This window comes from Streptomyces sp. NPDC091682 (assembly GCF_044756625.1).
Lineage (GTDB): Bacteria > Actinomycetota > Actinomycetes > Streptomycetales > Streptomycetaceae > Streptomyces.
In genome coordinates this window covers 93,825-110,438 of the sequence record NZ_JBIVTH010000007.1, presented here as the reverse complement: position 1 = coordinate 110,438, position 16,614 = coordinate 93,825, and the positions used below count along the sequence as shown (strand labels likewise).

Below are 16,614 nucleotides of genomic sequence, written 5' to 3'. Positions count from 1 at the left end.
CGCCCCGACCCCGCCGCGACCCCGCCGCGGTCCTGCGGCCGGCCGTCGTAGGCTCGGCGGATGATCACGAGACGGTGGGTACGGGGCGTCGTCGGGGGCGCGGTGGCGGCGGGGGTGCTGGCCGGGGCTGCGGGGTGTGAGACGCCGCCGGCGCCGAAGGCCGCGCCCGGGCCGACCCGGGCGCCGGGACAGCCCCCGGGTCCGAGCCGGACCCCGACTCCGCCGACTCCGACGCCGACTGCGACTCCGACTGCGCCCGCGAGTCCGGCCGCGCCCGAACCGGCCCCCGAGGCGTGCCCCGAGGGCGGAGTCCGGCTCGTCGAGGGGTCCGGGGACGCCGTGATGGGGCTGCGGCTGGCGGGCTACCGGCTGGTCAACTGCGGTACGGACGAGTACGTGCTGGAGGGCTATCCGCAGGTGCGGCTGCTCGACAAGCAGGACCAGCTGCTGGAGGTGACGATCGGGCACGGCTCGGCGCCCATCACCTCCGAGGTGCCGGCCGTGGACGCGCCACCGGAGCGCGTGACGCTGGCGCCTGGGCAGACCGCGTCGATGGCACTGCTGTGGCGCGACCTGATCACCGACGTGACCGTGCCACCGGTGGAGGGCTGGGTGCTGGAGGTGACGCCGAAGCCGGGCGCGCCGCGGCTGGGCCTGCGCCTGACCCGGCCCGTTGGCCTCGGGAACACCGGGCAGCTGGGGGTCGGTCCCTGGAAGCGGTGACCCTGCGACCCGGCAACACGGCAACACGGCAACCGTCGAGGATCTGCGGGATCTGCGGATCAGGCGGCTGCTCCCGTGTACGCCCGGGCCGGGGCGGTGAGTGCGGCCATCCGGGCGGCGACGGCCGCCGCGGAGCTGCGCGGCAGCCGGTCCGCGATCAGGCCGTCGGCGAGGAAGAGCACCTGGTCGGCGTGGGCGGCGGCGGCCGGGTCGTGGGTGACCATGACGACGGTGGCGCGCAAGGAGTCGACGGCGTCCCGGAGCAGCCCGAGGACCTCCGCCGCGGTGGTGGTGTCGAGTGCACCGGTGGGTTCGTCGGCGAAGACCACGTCGGGCCGGGTGACGAGGGCCCGGGCGATGGCCACGCGCTGCTGCTGGCCGCCGGACAGCTCGGCCGGGCGGCGGCCGCCCTTGCCCTCGAGGCCGACGCGGGCGAGCAGCTCGGCGGCACGGGCCCGGCCCTCGTGCGCCGAGCGGCCGCCGGCGAGCCGCATCGGGAGCAGTACGTTCTGCTCGACGGTAAGGGACGGCAGCAGGTTGAAGGCCTGGAAGACGAAGCCGAGGCGGCTGCGGCGGAGTTCGGTGAGCTCGTTCTCGTTCATCGCGGTGATCTCGGTTCCGCCGAGCCGGACGGATCCCTCGGTGGGCAGGTCGAGTCCGGCGGCGCACTGCAGGAAGGTCGATTTGCCGGAGCCGGAAGGTCCCATGACGGCGGTGAAGGTGCCGCGCGGCAGGCTGAGGTCGATCCCGCGCAGCGCGTGTACGGCGGAGCCCCCGCGTCCGTAGGCCCGCCGTACGCCGCGCAGCTCGACGGCGGCCGCGGTGTCGTCCGCCTCCCGTGCGGCCCGCGGGTGCTGCCCGTGCTGCTCGTACTGCCCCTGCTGCCCGTACTGCCCCTGCTGTCGCTTGCTCCGTCGGAGCCCCATGGTGTGCCGCCTCTCGCCGCCGTCCTGCTCGTGGCTCCGACGCTACGGATCATGGTGGGCCGGCGGCCATGACGCCGCCCGGCGGACCGGCGGTGGGGCAAACCCCACCCCGTGGTCAGGCGGAGCGGCGGATGAGCAGCAGCGCGCGGTCGTCGTTGACGTCCTTGGCGACCTTCTCGATCAAGTGCCAGGCCGCGCCGTCCCATCCGGCGGCGACGTAGCGGTCGGCCTCGCCGGTGAGGCGGTCCATGCCCTCGCTGATCTCCCGGTCGGAGGTCTCGACGAGGCCGTCGGTGAAGAGCATCAGGACGTCGCCGGGGCGCAGGTTGCCGCGGGCGGGGATGAATTCGGCGCCGTCGTAGACGCCGAGGAGCGGGCCCTCGCCGGACTTCTCCTGCCAGCGGCCGGTGCCCGCCGAGAGCTGGAGGGCGGGGAGGTGGCCGGCCGAGAGGAGCTCGTAGTCGCCGGTCTCCAGGTCCAGGACGAGGTGGATGGAGGTGGCGAAGCCCTCGTCCCAGTCCTGGCGGAGCAGGTAGCCGTTGGCGGCGGGCAGGAAGCCGTGGGCGGGCAGCGCGCCGAGCAGTCCGCCGAAGGCCCCGGAGAGGAGCAGGGCCCGGGAGCCGGCTTCCATGCCCTTGCCGGAGACGTCGGTCAGGACGATCTCCAGGGTCCGGCCGCCGTTGGTGCGGGCCGCGACCACGAAGTCGCCCGAGAAGGACTGGCCGCCGGCCGGGCGCAGCGCCATCTCGCGGTGCCAGCCGCGCGGCAGGGCGGGTAGTTTGCTCTGCACCCGGATGCGTTCGCGCAGGTCGAAGAGCATGGTGCCGCCGCGTCTCCAGGGCACGCCGACGCGGCTGCGGAACTGGGCGATGACCAGGCCGAAGAACCCGCAGGCCGCGACCACCAGCACGGTGCCGGGGGTGACCCTGGCCGGTCCCTGGGTGTAGGGGCCGAGCACGAGGGCCTCGACGATCAGTGCGGTCGCGGAGGCGGCGTACAGGGCGAGGAGGCTGGCGGGGCGCAGGAGCAGGCCGCCGGCCACGATCGGCAGGACGAGCGCCGACGGCGAGAACCAGACGGGCAGCATCAGCGTGCCGCAGGCGATCGCGGGGACGGTGAGCAGCAGTCCGCCGAAGGCGAGCCAGTCGGAGGCGTCGCCCCGGAAGTAGTCGACGGCTGATTTGCGCAGGGCTGTGCGGCCCCGGTGCAACAGCATGCGCATCCGGGCCATGAGGGGTTCCACTCGTGCTCCGGCCATTGCTTCGGGACCCTATCCATCCTGACTGTGGATGCGCAGGGGTACCCCCGGACCTGGGGCTCGGGACGCCCGAAAACTCTTCGACTGCGACGGAGTGTCCGGGTGAGGATGACGGCATGGATCTTGAGATGCGCGTTTTGCAACAAGACGAGTGGGATGTCTGGTTCGATCACCTGGAGCTGGCCTTCGGCGGCGTGGCCGAGCCTCCGGAGGGCCGGACACTGTTCCGGGCCCTGACGGAGCCGGACCGTGCGCTCGGGGTCTGGCAGGGCGAGACGTGCGTCGGCTCGGCGGCGGCCTTCAGCTTCCACCTCTCGGTGCAGGGTGGCGCACTGGTGCCCGCGGCCGCGGTGTCCTTCGTGGGAGTCGCGCCGACGCACCGCCGTCGCGGCATCCTCGGCTCTCTGATGCGGCGCCAGCTGGACGACGTCCGGGCGGCCGGTGAGCCGCTCGCCATACTGACGGCCTCCGACCCGGCGATCTACGGGCGCTTCGGGTACGGCCTCGCGACCTACGCCATGTCCCTGGAGATCGACACGACGCGCGTGCGGCTCGAGGTGCCGCCCGGGACGGACGGGGTGCGGCTGCGGCTCGCCGACCCGGAGAAGTCGCTGGCCGCCTGCGAGCGGGTGTACGCCGACCTGGTGACCCGGCGGCCCGGGGCGCCGGCCCGGCAGCCCGGCTGGGAACGGATGGCCGTCACGGACCCGCCCGGGGAGCGGGGAGGCGCCTCCCCGCTGATGTGCGTGGTGGCGGAACGGGCGGACGGCGAGGTCGCCGGGTACGCCCGCTACCGGGTCAAACCGGACTGGAACTCGTCGGGTTCGGACGGGACGGTCCAGGTCGAGGCCCTCGATGCACTGGATCCGGCGGCGACGGCCGCGCTGTGGCGCTACCTGTTCTCCATCGACCTGACGTGGACCGTACGGGCCGCCAAGCGCCCGGTGGACGACCCGCTGCTGCACTTGGTCAGCGACATCAGGCGGTCGAAGCCGACCACGCGCGACTCCCTCCACGTGCGCCTGGTGGACCTGCCGGCGGCCCTGGAGGCGCGCTCGTACCGGTCCGCGGTGGACGTGGTCGTGGAGGTCGAGGACGCGTTCTGTCCGTGGAACGAGGGGCGGTGGCGGCTGGTCGCGGACGCCGAGGGCGCCGCCCGGTGCACCCGCACCGCGGAGCCGGCGGACCTGGAGCTGTCGGTCCGGGAGCTGGGTTCCGCATATCTGGGCGGGATCACCCTCACCTCGCTGGCCGCGGCGGGCCGGGTACGGGAGCTGCGCCCGGGAGCCCTCGCGGAGGCCTCGCGCGCCTTCGCGGGCGACGTGGCGCCCTGGCTGCCGCACGGCTTCTAGAAGCGGCGCGACCGAACGCCCGGGCGGCCCGGCGGCCCGGCGGCGACCTGGCGGCCCGGTGACCCGGCGACCTGGTGACCTGGTGACCTGGTGACCCGGCGACCGCGTCAGCGGGGCTGGCAGCCGGGGCACCAGAAGAGGTTGCGGGCGGCGAGGTCGGCGGTGCGGATCTCGCCGCCGCAGATGTGGCAGGGCATGTTCGCCCGCCGGTAGACGTACACCTCGCCGCCGTGGTCGTCGACGCGCGGCGGCCGGCCCATGGCCTCGGGCAGGTGCTCGTCGCGGACGGTGTCGATGCGGTTGTTGCGCACGCCCTCGCGCATCAGCGCGACCAGGTCGGCCCACATGGCGTCCCATTCGCCGCGGGTGAGGTCCCGGCCCGGGCGGTAGGGGTCGACGCCGTGCCGGAAGAGGACCTCGGCGCGGTAGACGTTGCCGATGCCCGCGACGATCTTCTGGTCCATAAGGAGGGCGGCGACGGTGGTGCGGGAGCGGGAGATCCGGACCCAGGCCCGTTCGGGGTCGTCGTCGGCGCGCAGCGGGTCCGGGCCGAGCCGGTCGTGTATCGCCTTCTTCTCGCCCTCGCCGATCAGTGCGCAGGCGGTGGGGCCGCGCAGGTCGGCGTAGTGGTCCTCGTTCATCAGGCGCAGCCGGACGGTGTCCGTGGCGGGCGGGGCCGGGGCGGGGCCGAAGCCGAGCTTGCCGAAGAGGCCGAGGTGGATGTGGATCCAGGCGTCGCCCAGCTCCAGGAAGAGGTGCTTGCCGTGCGCCTCGGCGCCGTCCAGTACGCGCCCGTCGAGCACGGCCGCGCTCTGCTCGAAGCGGCCCTGGGGGCTGCTGATGCGGACCGGCCGGCCGGCGAACCGTTCGGCGTGGTCCTGGGCGAGGCGGTGGATCGTATGCCCCTCGGGCACGGCGGAGCTCCTCGGAAAGAGAAACCGGCCGTACCGCCCCCGGGAGGGGGCGGTACGGCCGGAAGCGGGATCAGCCCTGCGGGTGGTGGGCCGGGATCGGGGGGAGCTCGCCGGTAGTCTCGTAGGCGGAGAGCATGTCGATGCGGCGGGTGTGGCGCTCCTCGTCGGAGTACGGGGTCGCCAGGAACGCCTCGATGAAGCTGACGGCCTCGTCCTGCGTGTGCATCCGGCCGCCGACGGAGATGACGTTGGCGTTGTTGTGCTCACGGCCGAGCTGGGCGGTCTGGACGCTCCAGGCCAGGATGGCGCGGACGCCCTTGACCTTGTTGGCGGCGATCTGCTCTCCGTTGCCGGAGCCGCCGATCACGATGCCGAGGCTGCCGGCGTCGGCGGCGGTCTTCTCCGCGGCGCGGAGGCAGAACGGCGGGTAGTCGTCCACCGCGTCGTAGATGTGGGGCCCACAGTCGACGGGCTCGTGGCCGTTGTTCTTGAGCCAGTCCACCAGGTGGTTCTTGAGCTCAAAGCCGGCATGGTCGGATCCGAGGTACACGCGCATGGGACGAGTGTGGCACGAGGAGGCCCGACAGCCCGCAGCGGGTGTCGCGTAAGTCACTTCTAAAGCTCAAGTAAACCCAAAGAACGCAGATGGGACAGGGCGGCGGCACCTCCTGGACGTTCACACCAAGGCAACGATCCGGATTGGGGTCTTCCGTCTCGCGTTCATCTCAGGTTTGAATGCCGGGGCTCGCAACCCGAGAACCTAAGGATCCGTCCATGAGCTCCACGACGACCCTTCAGAAGGAAGGCGGCCCCACCGGGAACCCCGGTGACGGCCAGCCCTCCGACGGTCTGAAGGCCGGTCTCAAGAACCGCCACCTGTCCATGATCGCCATTGGCGGCGTCATCGGCGCCGGCCTCTTCGTCGGTTCCGGTGGCGGCATCGCCAAGGCCGGTCCCGCCATCCTGATCTCCTACGCCCTCGTCGGCGCCATGGTGGTCTTCGTGATGCGGATGCTCGGCGAGATGGCCGCTGCCAGCCCGAACTCGGGCTCCTTCTCGGCCTACGCCGACCGCGCGCTCGGCCGCTGGGCCGGCTTCTCCATCGGCTGGCTCTACTGGTTCTTCTGGGTCGTCGTGCTCGCCGTGGAGGCCACCGCCGGTGCCGCCATCCTGGAGAGCTGGATCCCGGCCGTCCCGCAGTGGGCCTGGGCACTGATCGTGATGGCGGTGCTGACCGCCACCAACCTCGGCTCGGTCGCTTCCTACGGTGAGTTCGAGTTCTGGTTCGCGGGCATCAAGGTCGTCGCCATCGGCGCCTTCGTGATCGTCGGCATGCTCGCCGTCTTCGGCCTCCTGCCGGGCTCCGACAACCCGGGTGCGGGCTTCGCCCACCTGACCGACGCCGGCGGCTTCTTCCCCAACGGCTACGGCGCCGTCCTCACCGGTGTGCTGATGGTCGTCTTCTCCTTCATGGGCAGCGAGATCGTCACCCTGGCGGCCGGCGAGTCGGAGAACCCCCGCAAGGCGGTCACCCAGGCCACCAACTCCGTCATCTGGCGGATCGGCGTCTTCTACCTCGGCTCGATCTTCATCGTGCTGACCCTGCTCCCGTGGAACGACAAGTCGATCACCGAGAAGGGCTCGTACGTCGCCGCCCTGGACTCGATCGGCATCGCGCACGCCGGCACGATCATGGAGGTCATCGTCCTGACCGCCGTGCTGTCCTGCCTGAACTCGGGCCTCTACACCGCCTCCCGCATGGCCTTCTCGCTCGGTGAGCGCGGCGACGCCCCCAAGGCGTTCGCCAAGGTCAACAAGAACGGTGTGCCGGTCGCCGCGATCCTGGGCTCCACGGTCTTCGGCTTCGTCGCCGTCTACTTCAACTACGCCTTCAAGGACACGGTCTTCAACTTCCTCCTCAACTCCTCGGGTGCCATCGCGCTCTTCGTGTGGCTGGTGATCTGCTTCACCCAGCTGCGGATGCGCGGGATCCTGGTCCGCGAGGCCCCGGAGAAGCTGACCGTGAAGATGTGGCTGTTCCCGTGGCTGACCTGGGCCACCGCCGCACTGATCATGTTCGTGATCGGCTACATGTTCGTGGACGACGCCAACCGCGAGGTCGTCACCCTGTCGACCCTGGTCGCCGGTGTGGTCGTGCTCGTCGGCGTGGTCCTGGACGTCCGCCGCAAGAAGGCCCTGCAGGGCTGATCACACGTGCACGTACGCCGGAGCCCGGCCCGCCTCGTGGAGGCGGGCCGGGCTCCGGTGCGTGGCGGGGGCCGCTCAGCCGCGGCGGCCGACCAGCTTCCAGGCGGCCGGCAGGGCGCCCATGGCCAGCGCGGCCTTGAGGGCGTCGCCGATCAGGAACGGGACCACGCCCTTCGCGACGGCCGTGCCGAGGGACATCCCGGTGGCGGCCATCAGGTACGGCACGCCCACCGCGTAGATCACGGCCGAACCCAGCACCATCAGGCCGGCCGTGCGCAGCACCGAGCGGTCACCGCCCCGGCGCGCGAGGGCGCCGACGACGGTGGCGGCGAGCAGCATGCCGAGCACGTAGCCGAAGGAAGCGCCGCCCGCGCCGGAGGTCCCGCCCGCGAACCACGGCACGCCGGCCATGCCGACGAGGGCGTACAGCGCGAGCGAGAGGAAGCCGCGGCGTGCCCCGAAGGCGGTGCCGACGAGCAGCGCGGCGAAGGTCTGGCCGGTGACGGGGACCGGGGAGCCGGGAACGGGAACCGCGATCTGGGCGGCCAGCCCGGTGAGCGCGGCGCCGCCGACGACGAGCGCGATGTCGCGGACGCGGCTCGCGGGCAGCAGGTCGGCGAGGACGGCGCCGGGCCGGAGGGAGACGCAGGCAGTGCTCATCGGGAGGCTCCACGGGTTAGGGGTGGCGGGACGATCACCGACGGTAGTGCGCGCCGCGCCGCCGCCCCACCGCCGCCCGGGACAAAGCCGCGCTCCCTGCTTTGGTGGGGATTTCACAAAGCCGATGCCCCACGCCTGAGCCAGCGTGATCCTGGTCACGAGGAACATCGGACAGCACGTCCGTTTTGCACGAAAGACCGCCGCTCAGCGAGACTGTAGGATCCCGCCAATTCCGACGCGGGGCTCCCACCGCCACTGGGCCCGAACGAGAGTACGAGCACCCTTCATGCGTGAGCGCCTGGAAGAAGCACCTTCCTCCACGGGCGATCTGCCCGCGGAACCCCTCAGCCACAGCCTCAAGCAGCGCCACCTGACCATGCTGGGCCTCGGCGGCGTCATCGGCGCCGGGCTCTTCGTCGGCTCCGGCGCCGGCATCGGCATCGCCGGTCCCGCGATCATCTGCTCCTATCTACTCGCGGGCCTGCTCGCAATGCTGGTGATGCGGGCGCTGGGCGAGATGTCGGCCGCGATGCCCGCCTCGGGCTCGTTCTCCGTCTACGCGGAGCGGGCGCTCGGGCGCTGGGCCGGCTTCTCGGCGGGCTGGCTGTACTGGTTCCTGCTGGTCGTGGTGCTGGCCGTGGAGGCCACCGGTGCGGCGAAGATCGCGAACGGCTGGCTGCCCTCGGTCGACCAGTGGGTCTGGGTGCTGCTGTTCATGGTGGTCTTCACCGTGAGCAACCTGGCCGCCGTGAAGAACTTCGGCGAGTTCGAGTTCTGGTTCGCCGCGCTGAAGGTCGGCGCGATCGTGCTCTTCCTGATCCTCGGCACCCTCGCGGTCTTCGGCCTGCTCCCGGACACGGAACCGGTCGGCACGGCCAACCTCACCGGCCAGGGCGGCTTCTTCCCCGAGGGCTTCGGCGGAGTGGTCGCGGGCATGCTCGCCGTCATCTTCGCCTTCGGCGGCCTGGAGGTCGTCACCATCGCCGCCGCCGAATCGGACGACCCGGCGCGGTCGGTGTCCCGGGCGGTGCGCAGCGCGGTGTGGCGCATCCTCTTCTTCTACGTCGGCTCGATGGTGGTCATCGTGACCCTGCTGCCGTGGAACGCGCTGAAGCCGGGCGAGAGCCCGTACGTCGCCGTCCTCGACTCCATCGGCATCCCGGGGGCCGGCCAGATCATGAACATCGTGGTGTTCGTGGCCCTGCTGTCGGCGCTGAACGCGAACCTGTACGGGTCCTCGCGCATGGTGTTCTCGCTGGCCGAACGCCGTGAGGCGCCGCAGGCGCTGCTGAAGGTCTCGGGCGGCGGGGTGCCGCGCCGGGCGGTGTTCGCCTCGGTGGCCTTCGGCTTCGTGTCGGTGGTGCTCAACCTGCTGTGGCCGGACACGATCTTCCTCTACATGCTCAACGCGGTCGGCGCGGTGCTGCTGTTCGTGTGGGCGCTGATCGCCGTCTCGCAGCTGAAGCTGCGCCGCCGGATCGAGCGGGACATGCCCGAGCGGCTGACCCTGCCGATGTGGCTGTTCCCGTACGCGACCTGGGCGGCGCTGCTCGGAATGGCGGCGGTGCTGGTCCTGATGCTGTTCGACGATTCCGCACGGCCCCAGCTGCTGTGGTCCTCGGGGGCGGCCGCACTGGTCCTCGCCGTGGCGGGGATCCGCGAGCTGCGGGACCGCAGGGCCTGACGCAGAACCGGACGAACAGGACCCCCGTGCCGACGGCGCGGGGGTCCTGCCGTTCTCAGGTGCGCAGGTAGGAGGCCCCGTTGACGTCGAGGACCGTGCCCGAGCTCCAGACCGCCTCGGGGGAGGCCAGGTAGAGCACGGCGGAGGCGATCTCCTCCGGGTCCGCGACGCGGCCGAAGGGGCTCTGCGCCCGGATGCCGGCGCCCTCGGGCCCCTCCAGTCGCCCTGCGACCCGCTCGGTGGCGACGAAGCCGGGGGCCACGGAGGCGACGGCGATGCCGTGCGGGGCGAGGGACACGGCGAGGGACTGGCCCAGGGCGTGGACCGCGGCCTTGGTCGCGCCGTAGGCCGGGTGGTCGGGCTCGCCCCGGAAGGCGCCGCGCGAGCCGATGTTGACGATGCGTCCCTCGCGGCCCGACTCGATCATGCGGCGCGCGACGCAGTAGCTCAGGTTGGCGGAGCCGAGGAGGTTCACGTCGACGGTCCGCCGCCAGGCCTCCTGCCAGCCCTCGTACGAGGTGTCCGGCAGCGGGTGGGCGACCATGACGGCGGCGTTGTTGACCAGGACGTCCACGCCGCCGAGCGCCTCCTCCGCCTCGGCCGCCAGGGTCTCGACGCCGGCCGGGTCACCGAGGTCCGCGGCGACCAGCGCATGCCCCTCCCCTTCCAGCGAGGCGAGGGTCTCCTCGGCGTCCGCGCGCCGGGCCGAGCAGTGCACGGCGACCCGGTCGCCCCGCTGGGCGAAGGCGGCCGCGATCGCCCGGCCGATCCCCCGGGAAGCGCCGGTGACGAGTACGCCCCGGCCGGTGCTACGAAGTCCTGTCACGGTCCGGCCCATCAACTGCCCCCTCGATCCGGTGCGTCCGCCGCATCCGGTGGCTGCGACGTCGCCGTGAGCGTACGGGCGTGATCACGAACCGTGAAGCCGTCGTCCGAATATCGGACGCAGAATGTCCGGCGATCGGACGCTCGGCAGACTGGCGCAAATGAGCCAGAGCACCCTGACACCCCCCGAAGCGCCGCAGACCGGCGCCGGTTCGCCCCTCGGCAACGGACTCAAGCAGCGCCACCTCTCGATGATCGCCCTCGGCGGTGTCATCGGCGCCGGACTCTTCGTCGGCTCCGGAGCCGGCATCGCCGCCGCAGGTCCCTCGATCGTGCTCGCTTACGCGGCGTCCGGGCTGCTCGTGATGTTCGTGATGCGGATGCTCGGCGAGATGTCCGCCGCCAACCCCGCCTCGGGGTCCTTCTCCGTGCACGCCGAGCGGGCGATCGGGCCCTGGGCCGGATTCACCGCCGGCTGGATGTTCTGGATCCTGCTCTGCGTGGGCGTGGCCATCGAGGCCATCGGCGCGGCGCACATCGTGACCGGCTGGTTCCCGGGCACCCCCTCCTGGATGTGGGTGCTGGTCTTCATGGCGGTGTTCTGCGGCTCCAACCTCGCCGCCGTCTCGAACTTCGGCGAGTTCGAGTTCTGGTTCGCCGCCCTCAAGATCGGCGCGATCGCGCTCTTCCTGGGCCTGGGCGTGCTGGCCGTGCTCGGCCTGCTGCCCGGCACCGACGCCCCCGGCTCCGCCAACCTGCTGCACGACGGCGGCCTGCTGCCCCACGGCGTGGACGGCCTGCTGGTCGGCCTGCTGGCCTCCGTCGTCGCGTACGGCGGGTTGGAGACGGTGACCATCGCGGCCGCCGAGTCCGAGGACCCGGTCAAGGGCGTGGCCACGGCCGTGCGGACCACCATGTGGCGGATCGCGATCGTCTACGTGGGCTCCATGCTGGTCATCGTCACCCTCCTGCCGTGGAACGACCCGGCCGTCACGGCGGACGGCCCCTACGCCGCGACCCTGGACCGCCTGGGCATCCCGGCGGCCGGCGAGATCATGAACGTGGTCATCCTGATCGCCCTCATGTCCGCGATGAACGCCAACATCTACGGCTCCTCGCGGATGGCCTACTCCCTCGTCTCCCGCGGCCAGGGCCCCAAGGCGCTGGGCAAGGTCGACGGCGGGGTGCCGCGCCGGGCGGTCCTCGCCTCCTGCGGCTTCGGCTTCGTCACGGTGCTGCTGTCCTACTGGTACCCGGACACCCTGTTCGCCTGGCTGCTGAACATGGTGGGCGGGGTCATCCTGATCGTCTGGGGCTTCATCGCCGTCTCGCAGTTCGTGCTGCGCCGCCGGCTGGAGCGCGAGGCCCCCGAGAAGCTGGTCGTGAAGATGTGGGGCTTCCCCTACCTAACCTGGGTGGCGCTGGCTGGGGTGGCCGCGGTGCTGGTGCTGATGGCCCTGGGCGAGGACACGCGCGTCCAGGTGGTCTTCACCGGCGGGCTCACCGTCGCCCTCGCGGTGACCGGATACGTCCTGCAGCGCCGGACATCGGCGGCAGGCGCAGCGGCGTAACACCCGCACCGAACGGCACGTCAGGGGCCGGGCTCATGCGATCGCATGGGCCCGGCCTCCGGCGTTCCGGAGGTCCCGACAAGAGAGGTAACCCTTACGTGAGCAGAGGAATAGATGCTGCTAGCGTGCAGTTGCGCATTAATTGCAATTAGCGATTGGCACGCCGAGGGGACCGGAAAACACGCATGGCCATCTACACGCTTCCTGAGCTTCCGTACGACTACGCGGCGCTGGAGCCGGTGATCAACCCGCAGATCATCGAACTGCACCACGACAAGCACCACGCGGCCTACGTCACGGGCGCCAACAACACGCTGGAGCAGCTGGCGGAGGCGCGCGACAAGGAGAACTGGGGCGCCCTCAACGGCCTGGAGAAGAACCTCGCGTTCCACCTCTCCGGCCACATCCTGCACAGCATCTACTGGCACAACATGGCGAGCCCGAAGACCGGCGAGGGCGGCGGCGAGCCCACCGCGGCCGACGGTCTGGGCGACCTGGCCGACGCGATCACCGAGTCCTTCGGCTCCTTCGCGAAGTTCAAGAAGCAGCTGACCTTCGCGTCCTCCGCCACCCAGGGCTCCGGCTGGGGCGTGCTCGCGTACGAGCCCGTCAGCGGCCGCCTGGTCGTCGAGCAGGTCTACGACCACCAGGGCAACGTGGGCGTCGCCAGCACGCCGATCCTGGTCTTCGACGCCTGGGAGCACGCCTTCTACCTTCAGTACAAGAACCAGAAGGTGGACTTCATCGAGGCGATGTGGAACGTCGTCAACTGGCAGGACGTGTCCAAGCGCTACGCCGACGCCAAGGCGAACACCCCGCTGCTGATCCCCGCCAAGGGCTGATCGCAGCACCACGAACCCGTCCGCCTCGTGATCGTCTTCTCAACCTTCACCGGCGGGCGTGTCGAACGGAAGACCCCCGTGAGGACGTGACTCACGGGGGTCTTCTGTGTGGTGCGGCGGCCGGTCCTACTCGAAGGAAGGACCCTTGGTACGGGTGCGCTTGATCTCGTAGAAGCCCGGGGTCGAGGCGACGAGCAGGGTGCCGTCCCAGAGCCGGGCGGCCGCGTCGCCGCGCGGGGTCGGGGTGACGACCGGACCGAAGAAGGCGACGTCGCCCTCGGCACCCGGAACGGAGATCACCGGGGTGCCGACCTCCTGGCCCACCCGGTCGATCCCGTCGTTGTGCGAGGCCCGCAGCACCTCGTCGTACTCGTCCGAGTCGGCGTACGCGAGCAGCTCGGCCGGCAGGCCGACCTCGGCCAGCGCCTCGGCGATCACCTCGCGGGTCGGGCCCTTCTCGTCGTTGTGTATGCGGGTGCCGAGCGCGGTGTAGAGCTTGCCGGTGACCTCCTCACCGTGCTTCTGCTGGGCGGCTATCACCACGCGCACCGGGGCCCAGCCCTTGGGGCCGAGCAGCTCGCGGTAGACCTCGGGCAGCTCGTCGAGCTTGTTCTCGTTGAGCACCGCCAGGCTCATCACGTGCCAGCGGACCTCGACGTCGCGGACCTTCTCGACCTCGACCATCCAACGGGACGTCATCCAGGCCCAAGGGCACAGCGGGTCGAACCAGAAGTCGACCGGGGTCTTCTCGCGCTCCTGGGTGTCGGTCATGTCTCTCCTCGGTATCTGCATGGGTCGCACAAGGGCATCACTGGGCTCAGGTCCCCCGTCACCAACCAGTACCGGGTGGCGCGCATTCCCTCGTGCGAGGATTCGACGCAAGAACGCGACCACGCACGAAGGAGTGCACGTGCCCGGAGAGAATCTGTCCCGCGACGAGGCCCGCGAGCGGGCCGAGCTGCTGTCCGTCGACGGGTACGAGGTGGTCCTCGACATCCGGTCCGCGGTGGACGAGGCCGAACCGGCCGAGGGTCCGCGGACCTTCCGCTCGGTGACCACGATCCGCTTCCGGGCGGCGGGCACCGGCACTTCCACCTTCGCGGACCTGATCGCGCCCTCGGTGAACGCCGTGACCCTGAACGGGCGCGCGCTGGACGTGGCCGCCGTCTTCGACGGCGCCCGGATCTCCCTCGACGGCCTGGCCGCCGAGAACGTCCTCGTGGTGGACGCCAACTGCGCGTACAGCCGGACCGGCGAGGGCCTGCACCGTTTCGTGGACCCGGAGGACGGCGAGGTCTACCTCTACACCCAGTACGAGCCGGCCGACGCGCGGCGGGTGTACGCGAACTTCGAACAGCCCGACCTGAAGGCCCCGTACCGCTTCGAAGTGACGGCTCCCGAGGGCTGGCAGGTGTGGAGCAACGGTGCGGAGGAGTCCCGCGAAGCGGGCGTCTGGCGGTTCGCGGAGACCGCGCCGATCTCCACGTACATCACGTGCGTGGTCGCGGGCCCCTACCACTACGTGACGGACTCCTACACGCGCGGGGACCTGACCGTCCCGCTGGGCGCGATGTGCCGCAAGGGACTGGCGAAGCACTTCGACGCCGATGACGTCTTCCTGATCACCAAGCAGGGCTTCGACCTCTTCCACGAGATCTTCGACTACCCGTACCCCTTCGGAAAGTACGACCAGGCCTTCGTGCCCGAGTACAACCTGGGCGCGATGGAGAACCCGGGGATGGTGACCTTCCGCGAGGAGTACATCTTCCGCGGCAAGGTCACGAAGGCCTCCTACGAGCGCCGCTCGAACACGATCCTGCACGAGATGGCGCACATGTGGTTCGGCGACCTGGTCACCATGAAGTGGTGGGACGACCTGTGGCTGAAGGAGTCCTTCGCGGACTTCATGGGCTCCTTCGCACTGGTGGAGGCCACCCGCTTCGACCAGGCGTGGGTCACCTTCGCCAACAACCGCAAGGCGTGGGCCTACCGGGCCGACCAGCTGCCGTCCACGCACCCGATCACGGCCGACATCCGTGACCTGGAGGACGCCAAGCTGAACTTCGACGGCATCACTTACGCCAAGGGCGCGGCGGTGCTCAAGCAGCTGGTCGCCTACGTGGGGCGGGAGGCCTTCCTGGAGGGCGCCCGGCGCTACTTCAAGGCCAACGCGTACGGGAACACCACGCTCGACGACCTGCTGTCGGTGCTCGCGGAGGTCTCCGGGCGGGACATGGCGCAGTGGTCGCGGGCCTGGCTGCAGACCGCCGGCGTGAACGCGCTGACCCCGGTGATCGCCTACGACGCGGGCGGCCGGGTGACGGAACTGGCGGTCGTGCAGGAAGGTGACGAGCTGCGCCCGCACCGGGTCGCGGTGGGCCTGTACCGGCTGGATTCCGACGGGGCGCTGGTGCGCTACGCGCGGGCCGACGCGGACGTGTCGGGAGTGCGGACGGTCGTCACGGAACTGGCGGGCGCGGAGCGGCCCGACCTGGTCCTGGTCAACGACGAGGACCTCACCTACTGCAAGATCCGCTTCGACGAGGGCTCGATGGCCACGCTGCGGGCGCACCTCGGTGACCTCACGGACCCCCTCGCCCGGGCGCTGAGCTGGTCGGCGCTGTGGAACCTGACGCGCGACGGCCTGCTGCCGGCGCGCGACTTCGTCTCGCTGGTCCTCGCGCACGCGGGCCGCGAGAGCGACGTCGGCGTCCTGCAGATGCTGCACGCGCAGGCCCTGACCTCGGTCACCCACTACGCGGCGCCCGCCTGGCGCGAGCAGGGCGGGCGGGAGCTCGCGGCGGGCGCGTTGCACGAGCTGCGGGTCGCGGCGCCGGGGTCGGAACACCAGCTGACGTGGGCCCGTTTCTTCGCCGCGAGCGCGGCGACGGAGGACGACTTCCAGCTGCTGCTGGGGCTGTTGGAGGGCTCGGCGCGGATCGACGGGCTGGAGGTGGACCAGGAGCTGCGCTGGGACTTCCTGCTGCCGCTGGCCGCGCACGGGGCGGTGGACGAGGCCGTGCTCGCCGCCGAACTGGCGCGCGACGACACGGCTTCGGGCAAGCGGCACCAGGTGCGGTGCCTGGCGGCGCGGCCCTCGCAGGCGGTGAAGGACCAGGCGTGGGCGGCGGTGGTCGAATCGGACGCGCTGTCCAACGCGCTGGTCGAGGCAACGATCGCGGGCATGCAGCAGCCTTCGCAGCGGGGCCTGCTGGCGGGCCACGCGGGGCGCTACTTCGAGGTGATCGAACGGCTGTGGGCGGACCGGTCGATCCAGATCGGCATGGACGTGGTGAAGGGGCTGTACCCGTCGCTCCAGGACTCGGAGTCCACCGTCTCGGCGACGGACGCCTGGCTGTCCTCCCACCCTTCGGCTCCGCCGGCCCTGCGCCGCCTGGTGCTGGAGTCGCGCGACGACCTGGCCCGGGCCCTTGCCGCGCAGCGCTGCGACGAGGCGGCGGGCCAGTAATCCCGCGGCTCCGCTGCTGGGGCTCCGCCCCAGACCCCGCGCCTCAAACGCCGGCGAGGCTGAGCATTCAGCCCGTCCGGCGTTTGAGGACCGGGTCCGGGCAGAGCCCGGGAAACGGCGCCGGGCCGGGTCCCCCATACGGGCGCACTCCATCGGCAGTCGAACGCCCGTACTTTAGCCCT

Annotated in this window: 14 protein-coding genes; 7 read left to right on the top strand and 7 right to left on the bottom strand. The window is 71.3% G+C overall.

Annotated elements, in window-relative coordinates; translation table 11 throughout:
• Window positions 1–60: 60 nt before the first annotated feature.
• Entirely contained in the window at window positions 61–723 is a 663-nt protein-coding gene (locus tag ACIQK6_RS17850) for a DUF4232 domain-containing protein (protein ID WP_329102056.1), read from the top strand.
• A gap of 59 nt (window positions 724–782) precedes the next feature.
• On the opposite strand, the gene ACIQK6_RS17845 is transcribed toward ACIQK6_RS17850, so the two are convergent.
• Window positions 783–1,649 (bottom strand): ABC transporter ATP-binding protein, encoded by an 867-nt coding sequence (locus tag ACIQK6_RS17845; protein ID WP_329102054.1) that lies wholly within the window; start codon window positions 1,647–1,649, stop codon window positions 783–785.
• A 115-nt stretch (window positions 1,650–1,764) separates the two neighbouring features.
• Window positions 1,765–2,907 (bottom strand): PP2C family protein-serine/threonine phosphatase, encoded by a 1,143-nt coding sequence (locus ACIQK6_RS17840; RefSeq protein ID WP_402695063.1) that lies wholly within the window; start codon window positions 2,905–2,907, stop codon window positions 1,765–1,767.
• Window positions 2,908–3,023: 116 nt separating this feature from the next.
• On the opposite strand from ACIQK6_RS17840, the gene ACIQK6_RS17835 reads away from it, so the two are divergent.
• Entirely contained in the window at window positions 3,024–4,259 is a 1,236-nt protein-coding gene (locus tag ACIQK6_RS17835) for a GNAT family N-acetyltransferase (RefSeq protein WP_329102051.1), read from the top strand.
• A gap of 107 nt (window positions 4,260–4,366) precedes the next feature.
• On the opposite strand, the gene ACIQK6_RS17830 is transcribed toward ACIQK6_RS17835, so the two are convergent.
• Entirely contained in the window at window positions 4,367–5,173 is an 807-nt protein-coding gene (locus ACIQK6_RS17830) for a DNA-formamidopyrimidine glycosylase family protein (protein ID WP_329102049.1), read from the bottom strand.
• 70 nt (window positions 5,174–5,243) lie between these two features.
• A complete protein-coding gene (locus ACIQK6_RS17825; RefSeq protein ID WP_030010996.1) occupies window positions 5,244–5,729 on the bottom strand; it encodes a ribose-5-phosphate isomerase in 486 nt (161 codons plus the stop codon).
• Window positions 5,730–5,947: 218 nt separating this feature from the next.
• Between ACIQK6_RS17825 and ACIQK6_RS17820 the strand changes: the two genes are divergently transcribed.
• Entirely contained in the window at window positions 5,948–7,381 is a 1,434-nt protein-coding gene (locus tag ACIQK6_RS17820; RefSeq protein WP_329102046.1) for an amino acid permease, read from the top strand.
• Window positions 7,382–7,456: 75 nt separating this feature from the next.
• On the opposite strand, the gene ACIQK6_RS17815 is transcribed toward ACIQK6_RS17820, so the two are convergent.
• A complete protein-coding gene (locus ACIQK6_RS17815; protein WP_402695062.1) occupies window positions 7,457–8,041 on the bottom strand; it encodes a biotin transporter BioY in 585 nt (194 codons plus the stop codon).
• A 286-nt stretch (window positions 8,042–8,327) separates the two neighbouring features.
• Here ACIQK6_RS17815 and ACIQK6_RS17810 point away from each other — a divergent pair, with 286 nt between their 5' ends.
• Window positions 8,328–9,725, top strand: coding sequence for an amino acid permease (locus ACIQK6_RS17810; protein ID WP_402695061.1), 1,398 nt, complete (start codon window positions 8,328–8,330; stop codon window positions 9,723–9,725).
• A gap of 55 nt (window positions 9,726–9,780) precedes the next feature.
• Here the strand turns inward: ACIQK6_RS17810 and ACIQK6_RS17805 are convergent, their stop codons facing one another.
• On the bottom strand, window positions 9,781–10,563 hold the full coding sequence (locus ACIQK6_RS17805) for an SDR family NAD(P)-dependent oxidoreductase (RefSeq protein ID WP_402695060.1): 783 nt from the start codon (window positions 10,561–10,563) through the stop codon (window positions 9,781–9,783).
• 148 nt (window positions 10,564–10,711) lie between these two features.
• Here ACIQK6_RS17805 and ACIQK6_RS17800 point away from each other — a divergent pair, with 148 nt between their 5' ends.
• Both ACIQK6_RS17800 and ACIQK6_RS17795 read left to right on the top strand, forming a co-directional pair.
• Entirely contained in the window at window positions 10,712–12,121 is a 1,410-nt protein-coding gene (locus ACIQK6_RS17800; RefSeq protein WP_329102037.1) for an amino acid permease, read from the top strand.
• A 185-nt stretch (window positions 12,122–12,306) separates the two neighbouring features.
• Entirely contained in the window at window positions 12,307–12,963 is a 657-nt protein-coding gene (locus ACIQK6_RS17795) for a superoxide dismutase (protein WP_030016698.1), read from the top strand.
• A gap of 126 nt (window positions 12,964–13,089) precedes the next feature.
• Here the strand turns inward: ACIQK6_RS17795 and ACIQK6_RS17790 are convergent, their stop codons facing one another.
• Window positions 13,090–13,734 carry a DsbA family protein gene (locus tag ACIQK6_RS17790; protein ID WP_329102034.1) on the bottom strand — a complete coding sequence of 215 codons (645 nt, stop codon included), beginning with the start codon at window positions 13,732–13,734 and terminating at the stop codon, window positions 13,090–13,092.
• 139 nt (window positions 13,735–13,873) lie between these two features.
• Here ACIQK6_RS17790 and pepN point away from each other — a divergent pair, with 139 nt between their 5' ends.
• Window positions 13,874–16,432 carry an aminopeptidase N gene (gene pepN, locus ACIQK6_RS17785; RefSeq protein ID WP_329102031.1) on the top strand — a complete coding sequence of 853 codons (2,559 nt, stop codon included), beginning with the start codon at window positions 13,874–13,876 and terminating at the stop codon, window positions 16,430–16,432.
• Window positions 16,433–16,614 lie beyond the last annotated feature (182 nt).

Coding starts and splice junctions, on each gene's coding strand:
- ACIQK6_RS17835 (WP_329102051.1), top strand. CDS start 3,024: ATGGATCTTGAGATGCGCGTTTTGCAACAAGACGAGTGGGATGTCTGG.
- ACIQK6_RS17810 (WP_402695061.1), top strand. CDS start 8,328: ATGCGTGAGCGCCTGGAAGAAGCACCTTCCTCCACGGGCGATCTGCCC.
- ACIQK6_RS17815 (WP_402695062.1), bottom strand. CDS start 8,041: ATGAGCACTGCCTGCGTCTCCCTCCGGCCCGGCGCCGTCCTCGCCGAC.
- ACIQK6_RS17820 (WP_329102046.1), top strand. CDS start 5,948: ATGAGCTCCACGACGACCCTTCAGAAGGAAGGCGGCCCCACCGGGAAC.
- ACIQK6_RS17795 (WP_030016698.1), top strand. CDS start 12,307: ATGGCCATCTACACGCTTCCTGAGCTTCCGTACGACTACGCGGCGCTG.
- ACIQK6_RS17840 (WP_402695063.1), bottom strand. CDS start 2,907: ATGGCCGGAGCACGAGTGGAACCCCTCATGGCCCGGATGCGCATGCTG.
- ACIQK6_RS17825 (WP_030010996.1), bottom strand. CDS start 5,729: ATGCGCGTGTACCTCGGATCCGACCATGCCGGCTTTGAGCTCAAGAAC.
- ACIQK6_RS17845 (WP_329102054.1), bottom strand. CDS start 1,649: ATGGGGCTCCGACGGAGCAAGCGACAGCAGGGGCAGTACGGGCAGCAG.
- ACIQK6_RS17790 (WP_329102034.1), bottom strand. CDS start 13,734: ATGACCGACACCCAGGAGCGCGAGAAGACCCCGGTCGACTTCTGGTTC.
- ACIQK6_RS17850 (WP_329102056.1), top strand. CDS start 61: ATGATCACGAGACGGTGGGTACGGGGCGTCGTCGGGGGCGCGGTGGCG.
- ACIQK6_RS17800 (WP_329102037.1), top strand. CDS start 10,712: ATGAGCCAGAGCACCCTGACACCCCCCGAAGCGCCGCAGACCGGCGCC.
- ACIQK6_RS17805 (WP_402695060.1), bottom strand. CDS start 10,563: ATGGGCCGGACCGTGACAGGACTTCGTAGCACCGGCCGGGGCGTACTC.